Annotated in this window: 9 protein-coding genes; 1 reads left to right on the forward strand and 8 read right to left on the reverse strand. The window is 35.9% G+C overall.

What is annotated here, in order from left to right; genetic code table 11:
• Positions 1 to 22 precede the first annotated feature (22 nt).
• The 5 genes from EZV73_RS00875 to EZV73_RS00895 all read right to left on the reverse strand — a co-directional run bounded on the left by EZV73_RS00875 (position 23) and on the right by EZV73_RS00895 (position 9,340).
• Complete coding sequence (locus tag EZV73_RS00875) at positions 23 to 2,080, reverse strand: methyl-accepting chemotaxis protein (protein WP_240837405.1); 2,058 nt, start codon at positions 2,078 to 2,080, stop codon at positions 23 to 25.
• 128 nt (positions 2,081 to 2,208) lie between these two features.
• On the reverse strand, positions 2,209 to 3,924 hold the full coding sequence (locus tag EZV73_RS00880) for a transporter substrate-binding domain-containing protein (RefSeq protein WP_240837406.1): 1,716 nt from the start codon (positions 3,922 to 3,924) through the stop codon (positions 2,209 to 2,211).
• Positions 3,925 to 4,035: 111 nt separating this feature from the next.
• Positions 4,036 to 6,606, reverse strand: coding sequence for an ATP-dependent chaperone ClpB (gene clpB / locus EZV73_RS00885; RefSeq protein WP_240837408.1), 2,571 nt, complete (start codon positions 6,604 to 6,606; stop codon positions 4,036 to 4,038).
• A 148-nt stretch (positions 6,607 to 6,754) separates the two neighbouring features.
• On the reverse strand, positions 6,755 to 7,861 hold the full coding sequence (locus EZV73_RS00890; protein WP_240837410.1) for an anaerobic sulfatase maturase: 1,107 nt from the start codon (positions 7,859 to 7,861) through the stop codon (positions 6,755 to 6,757).
• Positions 7,862 to 9,340: a sulfatase-like hydrolase/transferase gene (locus EZV73_RS00895; RefSeq protein WP_240837412.1), complete on the reverse strand. Its 1,479-nt coding sequence runs from the start codon at positions 9,338 to 9,340 to the stop codon at positions 7,862 to 7,864.
• 127 nt (positions 9,341 to 9,467) lie between these two features.
• Here EZV73_RS00895 and EZV73_RS00900 point away from each other — a divergent pair, with 127 nt between their 5' ends.
• Entirely contained in the window at positions 9,468 to 10,073 is a 606-nt protein-coding gene (locus EZV73_RS00900; RefSeq protein ID WP_240837415.1) for a TetR/AcrR family transcriptional regulator, read from the forward strand.
• Between the two features lie 60 nt (positions 10,074 to 10,133).
• Here the strand turns inward: EZV73_RS00900 and EZV73_RS00905 are convergent, their stop codons facing one another.
• The 3 genes from EZV73_RS00905 to EZV73_RS00915 form a co-directional block, all read right to left on the reverse strand.
• Positions 10,134 to 10,475: a hypothetical protein gene (locus EZV73_RS00905; protein ID WP_240837417.1), complete on the reverse strand. Its 342-nt coding sequence runs from the start codon at positions 10,473 to 10,475 to the stop codon at positions 10,134 to 10,136.
• A 2-nt stretch (positions 10,476 to 10,477) separates the two neighbouring features.
• Positions 10,478 to 11,746 (reverse strand): DUF1576 domain-containing protein, encoded by a 1,269-nt coding sequence (locus EZV73_RS00910; RefSeq protein WP_240837418.1) that lies wholly within the window; start codon positions 11,744 to 11,746, stop codon positions 10,478 to 10,480.
• A gap of 75 nt (positions 11,747 to 11,821) precedes the next feature.
• Positions 11,822 to 12,949 (reverse strand): GGDEF domain-containing protein, encoded by a 1,128-nt coding sequence (locus tag EZV73_RS00915; protein WP_240837421.1) that lies wholly within the window; start codon positions 12,947 to 12,949, stop codon positions 11,822 to 11,824.
• Position 12,950 lies beyond the last annotated feature (1 nt).

The raw sequence follows: 12,950 nt of genomic DNA on the forward strand, positions 1-12,950 counted from the left end.
GCATTCTATGAACGAAAATATCTTACTTTCTAACCTTGAATCTTGATACACTGTTAGATAATTCTTCTGAAAGCTTAGCAAGGCCACCTGAAGCTTCTACAATTTGTCTCATTGAAGCAGACTGCTCTGTTACAGAAGCTGATGCTTCTTCTGTAGATGCTGCATTTTCTTCAGCAATTGCAGATAAGCCCTGAAGTGTATCGACGATTTCTGATTTCTGAACTTCCATACTCTTTTCAGATTCATTTAGATTATCAATGGCATCAACTGTAATATCAACAGCTTTTGAAATCTCTACAAACTTGCCTTCTGTTTCACTAACAGCTTTAACTTGGTCAGCAACAATTTCATTGACCTTGTTGATAGTACCTACGGCCATTTTTGAAGATTCAGTTAACTCTTGAACAATGATATCAATGTCCTTAGTTGATGCTGTAGACTGCTCTGCAAGTTTTCTGATTTCATCAGCAACAACTGCAAAGCCTTTACCAGCTTCACCTGCTCTTGCTGCCTCAATAGCTGCATTTAAAGCTAGTAAGTTGGTCTGTTCAGCAATAGATGCAATAACATTAGATGCTTCACCAATCTTAGAAGTCGATTCATCCGTCTTAGTGATAACACCAAAGATTTCTTGAGCCGCTCTATTGGTTTCTTGCGTCTTATCAGTAAGGTCATTCACAATGGTTAAACCTTCACCAATCATTGTAACGATATTAGAAGACGCCTCATTTAAATTTTGCATATGGTTCTTATTGTCTTCAATAACCTCACCAAGTTCAAAGGCCTTAGCAGCACCCTTTTCAGTAGAGGTTGCCTGGTCAGTAGCACCTCTTGCAATCTCTTCAATGGTCTTAGCCATATCCTCAGATGAAATCGCCACTTGGTCTGCTGTGACATTTAACTGCTCACTTGAACTTGCAACATGATTAGAAGAATCAATGATTTCTGATACAAGAGCCGAGAAGTTTTGATTAAGTTCTCTAAAGGCTTTTGCAAGATCACCAATCTCATCTATTCTGGTTAAGTACTTAGAATCTATATCGCCTGTAAGGTCACCAGAACCCAGTTGCTTAGCATATGCAGTTGCAACTTTAACTGGTTTCATCAACTGTCTGATACTGATGATGATATAAGTGATCAGTGCTGCTGAGCCGATTAAGAATAGAAGTAAAACAACACTTGTAAAGGATCTTAAGCCTTCTGTCGCTTCATGTTTGTTAACAAGCTGAATAACACCCCAACCATTAATGGTTAGTGGCTCGTAAGCTACATAATAGTCTTCACCATTATAATCAATCTCTTCCATATTGGTTTCGCCATTAAGGACCTTATTCCCTATAGCTCCTAAAGAACCTAAATCTGAGATATTGCTAATCCCATCTTCTTTAAGGTCTGTTAGATTTTCAGCATAAATAAGTGCTCCATCTCTACCGATTAGGAAGTTGGTGCCTTTTTCACCAATCTTAAACTGCTCCATAATTCTTGGTATATCATCTAAAGCCACGTCAGCTGCCAGAAAACCAAAAGCATTTCCGCCTGAATCTCTTAAAGCTGTAATAGCTGATACGACAGTTGCACCTGTACCAACATCCTCATAAGGTGATGTAAATGCTACACCATCAGCGTTAAGTGCAAGACTATACCAAGGTCTAGAAGATGCCTGATAGTCTGGATTGGAAACAAAGTGTGTGTTGTCAATGAAGAAATTGGCTCTGTCATTGGCAATCCATACAAATAGTAAATTTTCATAAGAATCATTGTATGATTCAAGGGTTTCATCTACTACATCATAAAGTCTATGTGACGTAATCTGGTCATACCTATCAACTTCAGCCAAGTAGGTTCTGATGTTTCTATCCTGAGCTGCCTGTTTTGCAACTTGTTCGGCAAGTGCAAAAGTCCTTGTTATGGCTGAGACACTCAGTTCTGTATCTGCCATAATATTTGTATGGATATTATCTGTTAACTCCTCGCTTGAAGAATAGAATATCCACCATCCACTAGCACCAAATATTACTACGATAGCCAAAACCAGTAGCAAAGTCATTTTCAATGTTATCGATTTTCTGATTAAGTTCATATCTGCCTCCCTGTACTATATCAGTATACATATATTATATATACCTTTTTTTATCGACAATAAACAAGATAATCCGAAAGTAATTTCAGAAAATTCAGACAAAAGAAAATTCCCACAATGTGGGAACCTTAATGATTTTTTATAGGAATTTGAAGTGTAAATAAGACACCAGGTTCTTCTGTGTAAGAACATGTAATATCACCTTCAAACTTTTCTTTTAAGAGGTTTCTAACGATATGAAGGCCTATACCGCTACCGCCTTGGTCTTTTTTAGTTGTAAAGAATAGCTTAAAAACCTGGTCAATATTTTCTTCAGGTATGCCAACACCATTGTCTCTATACTCAATAATCATAACCTGATCAATGATTGATGCCTTAATATCAATCTTATGGTCAGTGTCTTCTACAAAGCCATGTATAATGGAGTTTAAAATCAAGTTGGTGAATATCTGTGTAAAAGCACCCACATCACCTAATATGATCAAACTATCACTACAGAGTATGTTGATGTCAACGTGGTTCTTCTTAAGCTCATACTTTAATGTTTCAACAATATCATCTAAGAAATATTGAACGTTTATAAGTTCTTTATTGTCCTGCATCTGCTGGATGGCCATATTCTTAAAACTCGAGATTGTCTGAATGGCCCTTTCAAGATTCACTTCTGTCAGTTTGCCCGCATCTTCTGCAACTCTAATAAACTCAATGAACTGATTCTTTTTAAGATTGTCCTTTTCATAAGCATACTTCAGTTTGTTGAGTCTGCTCATGAAAGCTGAGTTAGTGGTCAAACAAACCCCTAAAGGATTTGAAACCTCATGAGATATGCCAGCAACCATAGATCCCAAAGATGCCATTCTTTCTTGACGAATCATTTCATGCTGCATTTCATTTTGCTGCTCAATGGCCTCTTCAAGCTGCTTTTGAATGACGTTTTTATGTTCTAGCTCAACCTTTAGTTCCTGTGTTTTAAGGGCAATCTGTCTTTTTAGCAGTTTAAACCAAACAATCGAAAGTATGATGAGAAATACCAGCATCAGAATTACCATTAAGTAAACTGGATTCTTATAAAAAGGTGTTATAGAAAGACTGATCCATTTATTGTAGATGGTCTTTTTCTCATCTGATGACATGTCATCAATGACCTTGTCGACAATCGACAAAAGGGGTTCATAATCTTCTCTTATGATAAATCTAACATCTACTGAGCGTGGATACTCTTGTTTATATTTTAAATTAGTAATCTTATTGGTCTCAATTTCGTAACTCACTGAAGCCAACTCTTGAATTAATACATCTTCTTCACCAAATGATATCGCTCTTAAGGCATCAGCAACTGATGGATATGGTACCAACTCAATACCTGGATGGTTTTCTCTTAAGACATCGTTTAAAAGCCAGCCTTCTACAGTTGCAACCCGCATGTTTTTTAACTCATTTAGGCCAAAGTCTTCATCATAATCTGACCTTGTCACAAATATATAAGGTAAACTTAAAATTTCCTGACTGAATATCATATGTTCTTCTCTAGAAGCATGGTAAGACCCCAAGATCACATCTACTTCCTTTTTCTTCATGGCTTCAACAATTTGATCCCATGTATCAAGATAAACATATTCGATTTTTATATCAACTGCATCTTGTATGACTTTTAGATAGTCAACGCCAAGTCCTTTTTGACCTCTCTCAAAGAAATCTATAGGAGGCCATGCAGGATCACCTGCAAATCTTATGACAGGATGTGATTCTAACCATTCTATCTCTTCTTCACTTAGTTCTACATCACCATAAACCATACATGGTAGGAGTAGGCTCAATAATATAATAAATAGTATTTTCTTCATATAATCTACCTCAATAAATATATACCTATATTTAACAATTCTAAACGTGCAATACTATTATACATTGAAAAGGAACATAAAAAAAAGCCCTAGAATGAATCTAGGACCTGATTAGTGGTTTATATACAATGACTGTCCATCGCTTTCGATGAAAACATGGTCATTTTCAAGCAGTTGACCTGAAATAATGGCTCTTGCAAGAAGATTCTCTACATGTTTTTGAAGATATCTTTTTAATGGTCTAGCACCAAAATGCACATCATAAGACTCTTTAACAATGGTCTTCTTAGCATCTAAAGAGAGTTCTAAGCTGATGTTTTGATCAGATAAACGTTTCTCTAAATCTTTGATCAGAAGATCAACAATTGCAAGCATTTCCTCTTCTAACAGAGGTTTATAAAGTACAATTTCATCCAATCTGTTTAAAAACTCTGGTCTAAAGAATGAAAATAGTCTTTGGTGGATATCATTTCTTAAAGACTCATCAATAAGGCCAGATTCATCAATTCTATCTAATAATAAATCTGATCCAATGTTTGATGTCATGATGATAATGGTGTTTTTAAAATCCACTGTTCGACCTTGTGCATCTGTAATTCTACCATCATCTAAAACTTGCAAGAGGACGTTAAAGACATCTGGATGGGCTTTTTCAACTTCATCAAACAAGAGAACTGCATAAGGCTTTCTTCTAACAGCTTCTGTCAGTTGTCCACCTTCTTCAAAGCCTACATACCCCGGAGGAGCACCAATAAGTCTTGCAACAGCATGCCTTTCCATATACTCTGACATATCTATACGTATCATGTTATCTTCTGAATCAAAGAGCTCTTCTGATAATGTTTTAGCAAGTTCAGTTTTACCAACACCAGTAGGCCCTAAGAAAAGAAATGAACCAATTGGCTTAGAAGGATCTTTAATCCCTGCACGGGATCTCAAAATAGCTTCAGACACCTTGGATACGGCTTCTTCTTGACCAATAACCCTTTTATGAAGTGATGCTTCTAAATTTAAAAGCTTTTGTCTTTCACCTTCCATCAGTTTTTTTAGTGGAATGCCTGTCCACCTAGAAATAATACCGGCTATTTCATCAACAGTAACAGCTTCTCTAATAAGCTGATTGTTCTTAGGTGCATTCTGTAAGTCTTCCAAGCTTTTTTCCAAGACTGGTAATTGACCATATTTAAGCTCAGCCGCCTTGTTTAGATCATAATTTCTTTCTGCCTTCTCAATTTCATATTGGAGGTTCTCAAGCTTTTCTTTAAGTCGGTTGATTTCATCAACACTTTCTTTTTCATTTAAGTAGGTTGCCATCTTGGCATCAAAGTCATTCTTTAAATCAGAAAGGTCTTTGGTCAGATTTTCTCTTCTTTGTTTAGATTGCTTGTCCTTTTCCTTTTTTAAGGCTGCAATCTCAATTTCAAGTGTCATCATCTTTCTTGAAATTTCATCAAGCTCTTCTGGCATGGATTCAATCTCAGTCTTAATCTGAGCACAGGCTTCATCTATTAAGTCTATGGCTTTGTCAGGTAAAAATCGATCTGATATATATCTGTCTGATAAAACTGCTGCGTTGACGATGGCATCGTCATGGATTCTTACACCATGAAAAACTTCGTAGCGCTCTTTCAGGCCACGTAAGATGGTGATGGTGTTTTCTACTGTTGGCTCTAAGACCATAACTGGTTGAAAACGACGTTCTAAGGCAGAATCCTTTTCTATATATTTTTTATATTCACCTAAAGTTGTTGCGCCGATACAAGAGAGTTCTCCTCTAGCGAGTAGGGGCTTAAGCATGTTGCCTGCATCTAAGGCACCATCTGTTTTGCCTGCACCTACAATGGTATGAAGTTCATCTATAAACATGATGATATTGCCATCACTTTTCTTTACTTCATCTAAGACAGCCTTAAGGCGTTCCTCGAATTCTCCTCTAAACTTAGCACCAGCAACCAGAGCTCCCATGTCTAAGGCAAATATTTTCTTTTGCTTAAGACTTTCAGGTACTTCACCTTTAATAATTCTATGGGCAAGACCTTCTGCAATAGCTGTTTTACCAACACCAGGTTCACCAATCAAGACTGGATTGTTTTTAGTTTTTCTAGATAAGATTCTTACAACACGTCTGATTTCATCATCTCTACCGATGACAGGGTCTAGCTTGTTTTGTCTGGCGAGCTCAACCAAATCATCACCATATTTTTCGAGCACATTGTAATTCTGTTCTGGATTATCTGATGTTACCCTCTGATGACCTCTTATTTCTTTAAGTGCAGCCATCAGCTTAGACTCAGTGACATTAAATTCTGAAAAAATATTTTTTAGTGAAGGTCCATGTGACAACATGCTTAAAAGGACATGCTCTAAACTGACATAGTCATCTTTCATCTTATCTGCTATCTTTTCTGCTTTCATCATGACCTTCTGACTTTCACTTGATAAGTAAACTTGGTCCTGACCATGTACCTTTGATTTTCTTTCTATCTGATTTATCAATCGATCTTTAAAAAGGTTCACATCTACCTTAATCTTATTGAGTAGTTCTACTATAAGACTGCCCGGTTCTAAAGTACTTAATAAAAGATGATCGGTATCAATTGTCGCATTACCATATTCTGAAGCAATAAACTGAGCTCTATTTAAAGCTTCTATTGTATTCTTAGTCATTTTATTTGTATTCATTCTATCACTCCTTTTGTTAGCACTCTAACTAGTCGAGTGCTAATTCATCTTAAATATACACCCATCTTATAATAATTTCAATAGTTTTAGAAAACTTTTATTCTAAAAAAAATACCCACACTTAAAGTGTGGGGTGACATAGATCTGATTAACTTAATTTTATGGCTATATCCAGCATCCTAGGATAAACATATGAATAGAAGGTCTTGTAAGACTCACAGAAGTAATTACGCGTTAAATGATACTCACCAAACTGCCTGTGCCTTTTACAGCCCCCCTCACAAATTGCTTGCCACTTGCATGATTGACAACAGCTTGCATGGTTAAAGGATTCCTTTACAAATTCATGTGATGGTTTACTCTTTAAAATATCAAGCATGCTATCATTAAACACATTGCCAAGTTGCCACCTATCAGTTACATAAAAATCACATGGGTAAATATGACCACTGGCCTCAACGACCATTTGAATGGTACACCTACCGTTCATGCCACACGAAATATTTTGATTACCCATAATTTTGTTAATAAGATTTTCAAAGTAAATGACCGATACTGCTCTTCCCTTTATAAAATCGACATACCAGAGATCAAAAAGATCACACAAATACTTTCCATAGTCATCTTCAGACAACGAATAATCATTTTGACCAAAGCTTTGATAAATCTGATCAAGTACTGGTATCAACTGAAGATACTTAATTTGATTCTCTTTAAGAAATTGATAATTTTCTTTTACAAAAGGCAGTGTGTCTTTGGTGATAACTTTTAGCACATTAAATTCAACCTGGTGCCGTTTTAAGGTCCGGATTGCCTCCATAACCTTATGGTGAGTGTCTTTTCCTAGACAATCTTTTCTATGCAAATTATGAAGTTCTTTTATCCCGTCAAGAGAAATACCTACAAGGAAGTTCTCCTCATGTAGAAATTCACACCATTCATCATCCAGTAGAATACCATTTGTTTGAATAGACAAGTTGACAGGTAGGTTCTTCGCATTGTAGCTGTCTAAATAGCCAATAAATTCCTTGTAAAAATCTAAACCGACAAGCGTCGGTTCACCTCCCTGAAAGGCTATGCTGACAGTCTGATCTGCATACTCAAATGTTCTTTGAATTGTCTTTTCTAAGACATCTAATGACATAAAGTCATGACAGTCAAGCCTGTGTTTAGACACATCATGGTAGAAACAGTAATCACATGAAATGTTGCATTTATCAGATGACGGTTTAATTAATAGGCTAATCTCAGACACTTATCTCCATCCTCTCAAGTTCAGTTTCAATGACTTGTTCATTTCATCAATTTTTAATCTCAACTCATCTGCCAAGTCCCTATTATACATAACAATGTTATAAGATTCTTTAGAATCAAGATTCATATCGAATAGGAAGTCCCCTTTGGCTGCTGGCGCTGCTGTCATACCTGTCAAGTCCTTCCCTATTGGCCAGTACTTGTAGTCATTCGTTACTAGAGACATCAGTTTTTTACCATTAAATAAAAAGAGTTCCTCTCTATGTTCTGACTGAGATCCATTCAAATAGCCCAACATGCTGATACCATCAATAAGCCTATCCTCAGGTAGTGGAATATCAAGTAAATCCATGATTGTAGGATAAACATCAATGCCAGATGCCAAACCATCTAAAGACTGACCACTTGATATTGTTCCTGGCATCCATGCAATAAAAGGCACCTTGTAGCCACCATTGAATCCAGTGCTTTTTCTTCCCCTATTGTCACCTGTAGCCCCTTCAAACCATGGACCATTGTCACTGGTGAAAATAACCAAAGTGTCATCTGATATACCTTCATCCTCTAAGGTTTTCATGATTTCTCCAATGGACCAGTCGAGCTCCTGAACACAATCACCATAGACACCAGCTTCAGATGTGCCTTTAAAAGCATCACTAGCATGTGCAGGATCATGTGGAAATGGTGAGGCATAATATAAGAAAAAACTTTCTTCATCTCTATTTTTAATAAAATTGACTGCTTCTTTTGTAAGTTCTCTTGTTAAAACTTCTTGATCTGCTGGTGCTTCTACGACCAGCGTCTCATTTCGGTATATTTCATAAGGTGTAATATCGTTACTGTATAAGGCACCATAGAAGTAGTCAAACCCATGATCATTAGGTCTCATACCTTCCTTAAAGCCAAGATGCCACTTGCCAATCAAGGCAGTTTTATAATTGTAGGCATTAAGGGCTTCATTAATTAAAATCTCATCTGGTGATATTTCTTCCATACCATAAGATAAGGTATTGGTTACTTTCATCATCGCATGTGCAGCTTTAAACATGGGATCCTTCGAATCTACGAATGGAATCACAGCATGCGTCCTTACAGGATATCTACCTGTCAAAAGTCCCGCTCTTGATGGTGTACAGTTAGGAGCTGGTGCATAATAGTTACTTAAGACAGTCCCTTCTGATGCCAGTCGATCCAGATTGGGTGTATCAATCAATTCTGAGCCAAAAGCTGAAATGTCTTCGTAACCCATATCATCTGCAAGAATCAAAATGATGTTCTTAGGATGTTCAATCTGCTCATTTGAAATCTTATCCAGGTAGGCTTGTGATGTTTCCAACCTTATATCCCTTCCTTGCCTGTTGATAATGCCCGTAATAAGCAGTTTAATAACAGCCACTATTAAGATGACCGTTACTATAATCCTACCTTTTCGTAGCTTTTTTGAATCTTTTTTGTATGACTTATAAAAGAATTTTTTCATTTTCGTAATTCCCCCTTCAATAAAATTCTACACACTGTAGAAAAAATGTCAACAATTTTCTACACAGCGTAGAAAAAAATATCATAATGCACCATTACCTGTTATAATGTATATGAGGAGTAAAAAAATGAAAAGTTCATCAACAGTAGAAAAACAAAGAAAACATATTATCAATACAACCCATCAATTAATCATTCAGAAAGGCATTAAAAACATAAATATCAGCCTAATAGCTAAGGAAGCTCAGATAGATAGAAAGACAATCTACAACCACTTTAAAAACCTTGAAGCGATTGCTACTGAGATTATCCTATATAAGTTCAGCGATTTAAGCACTTACATGGCTTACGATGACCAGTTATCAGGTTTTGATCAACTAGAAAGCCTTCTGAACTCATTTTGGGTATTCGCACAAAACGAAAAAGACCACATCATATTCTCTTATGAGTTTGATGCAAACTTCAAATATCAACCCTTATTTTTAAGTGCAACAAATATTAAAGAGCTAGAAGAAAGCCAGCTCTATAATATTGTTTCTAAAGGCATTAAGGATGGCAGCATCAAGAGCCACAATTTACAAGTCCACAAGATATTGGGACTGATTTTTATACCTATTGTCAGCACCCTTCAGAAGTATTACCATAGGGAAGAAGTATATAAGGATATTTACCAAATTGAGCTAGAAGATCTTAGATTGCATTTAGATATGATTCTCTCATACTTTAAAGCCTAAAAAACCACCACTAAACATAGTGGTGGTTTTCATTATAAAAAGGTCCACTAGGGACCTTTCTTAAGCTTCTCTTGTTAAAACAATATACATATTGCCATCTTTAATTTCAACTGTTGCAGAATCTATCATGGCACCTATAACTGTCAGTTCAGAGTCACAATCACACTCTCCTACTAGTTGCCAATAATATTCTTCTACTTCGTGTTGTCTTTGAACATTAAAACACATTCTTAAGTCTTCAATAGCCTCTTGTGTGTATCTTGTATTATAATCTGTAATGAAAATCTTTGTTTGTTTGCCTGATCTCTTTATTTTGAAATCAACTTCATCAGTATCATCTCTTAATAGCAATGTTGTCAGCTCGTCGACAATTTTGCAAATCTTTTTTATCTCGTGTCTCATAATCAATCTCCTCGCTTAAACGCATCTAGTATTGGTACAAGAAAACCTGCTACCAATCCACCAGAAAAACCATTGTTGTATAGGTTTATACCACCATGTATAACACCAATATTGGTGACGACTGCCAAATGCAGAATACCTGCTAAAATACCGATAAATGGCCCATATGAACCAGCTATAGGGGCTATTGTAGTCGAGAACAAAATGGAAATAATAATACCTGTTGAAGATAAATCCATCTTCAAATAAAGAGCAGCGATAATAACACCCAGCATAACTGGTATGGAATTCTTAAAGTGCTTACCAAAGGCTGCAAATCCAACAACAGTAAATATTGCTGCAAGTACAGGACCGTTAACGATACCACCTAAGACAGAAACCAATATAACTGTGAATATTCCCATCATACCCATATTTACAAAAGTTACACCATAGCCCAGCAAATAAGTAAAGTCTGTTACGGTTCTACCGGCGTACTTAAATGTTGATTTCAATTGCTTTAGACCTTGTTTGTTGATATATAAGCCCGCTCCAATAAAGAACAAGAATAAAAGTATCAACAAGCCCTTTATATGACTGTCAAACGATTCATACAATATACGAACCGGTTCTACTTCCTTGTCTAAAACACGGATGATACTGGTAAAGACTGTACCAACAATACCTGCTGTAAAACCAATATTGTAAAGGTTATAACCATCATGGAACTTAAGCATATGTGATGATAGAGGTACAATAACAAAACCGATCAAAAGACCAACTGTAAATCCGAAAAACATATTATAAGGTGCTAAGATAATATCAGAGAACATAAGCTCACTGATGATGGGTGACAATCCAGTTGAGAACATAATCACAACAATGATGTCTCTCATGTGAATTTTTTGGAACTTAGCGTATAATAAGCCACCGATGTATAACGGAACGATATTAACTATATTTTTACCAAAGAATGAGAATCCCAGTAATGTTAGAAATGCTGCAATCAATAAGCCGTTGATTTTCATCTTATATTTCTTCAGTAAATAAAGATTAAAGAAACCAATCAAGGCTGCATTTATGAAAGCCGCACTCAGGCCACCAAGTTCTAGAAAATCTGTAATAAGAATCGTTGGTGACTTGGCAATCCTTACATAACCTGCTAAAACTTCTGTTTCGAAAAAACTCATGATAATACCAAATATCAGAAACGATATTGGAATAACTGACAAAATTCCCAGAATCAGTTCCTTGTTAACAGGCCTTTCTTCAACTTTTTGTTTTAAAAACATATAAACTCCTTTTTTTATATCCCGTTTATTATACCATAATTGTAGTGAAAAAAAAGAAAAACTTGCCTCGGCAAGTTAATCAGTCGCTCTTCTTTTTCTACTTGATTTTTTTTGATACAGACTCTTGTCCGCCCCTTCAATACACATCCACTGTCCATCGGATGATTTTGGTATTTCATGGAACATACCAATACTCAGTTTCAGTCCAATATCCTTTTTATCAATTTTAAATGTAAGGCGGTCCACTAAGTAGTAAATCTCATTGGTTATTTGCTCTGGATATTCAGCATTAGAAAAGAGTAAACAAAACTCATCGCCACCATATCTAAAGGCATACCCCTCTTCCCTATCACAGACATCTTTTAAGATTTTACTCACTTCTTTTAAACACCTATCCCCCTGAACATGACCATACATATCGTTTAACTTCTTAAAGTCATCTATATCGATCATGAAACAAGTGATCGGCGTTTGGTGTATGTAAGACTCCATCCACTTTTTTGCCAGAATGTCATCTAAAGAGTAACGGTTGTAGATGTCCGTTAAATGATCGGTCATCATCAATCTAGCCAGTTCATTATTTTGATTTTCAAGGACACGATTTTTTTCTTCTATTAAATCATCTCTTAAGAAACGTTCATTAATAAGCTCATACTGATACCTGCCTGCAAACCAAGCAAATAAAACAAAGACAGATGAGTTTATCTGATAAGAGAACTTTTGAGCTGTATCTGGCATTAAGAAGCAAAACACAATCTGTATAGTAATCATAATAAGTGCTGAAATATCCGGCCTACTCAAAATGGCAAAAGATGATATAAAGACAAAGGTTAAATAAACGGTAATACCAAATTGTCCTTTAACATCTAATAAAGACAGGGATGCTCCCCATGCGATTGCAAAAAAGAGTGCTACATACAAGAGTATCTGTCCTTTAAGACCATAGGCTTTCTTTTTATAAAGGTAATAGAAAACCAGGTAAAAAAGTCCTGATCCACTTAAAAGAACAAAATAGTGCAACCTATAATATGTCAAATTCTCAAGAGAAAATAGGTCTTTAAGTACAAAACTTGCCAGTAAAAAACATGCTTCTAAGGCAAATATTATAATCGCAAAATAACGGGCCCTCTTTAAGTTTTCTTCTACCAGTTTTTCTGTAGAATAATTTTCATATCTCTTTCCATATATCAACTGTTTGATCATA

This window comes from Acidaminobacter sp. JC074 (assembly GCF_022496765.1).
Classification (GTDB): Bacteria; Bacillota; Clostridia; order Peptostreptococcales; family Acidaminobacteraceae; genus JABXKX01.

What these genes read in the sequence shown, in the direction of transcription:
- EZV73_RS00875 (WP_240837405.1), bottom strand. Translation starts at nt 2,080, where the DNA reads ATGAACTTAATCAGAAAATCGATAACATTGAAAATGACTTTGCTACTG.
- EZV73_RS00880 (WP_240837406.1), bottom strand. Translation starts at nt 3,924, where the DNA reads ATGAAGAAAATACTATTTATTATATTATTGAGCCTACTCCTACCATGT.
- clpB (WP_240837408.1), bottom strand. Translation starts at nt 6,606, where the DNA reads ATGAATACAAATAAAATGACTAAGAATACAATAGAAGCTTTAAATAGA.
- EZV73_RS00895 (WP_240837412.1), bottom strand. Translation starts at nt 9,340, where the DNA reads ATGAAAAAATTCTTTTATAAGTCATACAAAAAAGATTCAAAAAAGCTA.
- EZV73_RS00900 (WP_240837415.1), top strand. Translation starts at nt 9,468, where the DNA reads ATGAAAAGTTCATCAACAGTAGAAAAACAAAGAAAACATATTATCAAT.
- EZV73_RS00905 (WP_240837417.1), bottom strand. Translation starts at nt 10,475, where the DNA reads ATGAGACACGAGATAAAAAAGATTTGCAAAATTGTCGACGAGCTGACA.
- EZV73_RS00910 (WP_240837418.1), bottom strand. Translation starts at nt 11,746, where the DNA reads ATGTTTTTAAAACAAAAAGTTGAAGAAAGGCCTGTTAACAAGGAACTG.
- EZV73_RS00915 (WP_240837421.1), bottom strand. Translation starts at nt 12,949, where the DNA reads ATGATCAAACAGTTGATATATGGAAAGAGATATGAAAATTATTCTACA.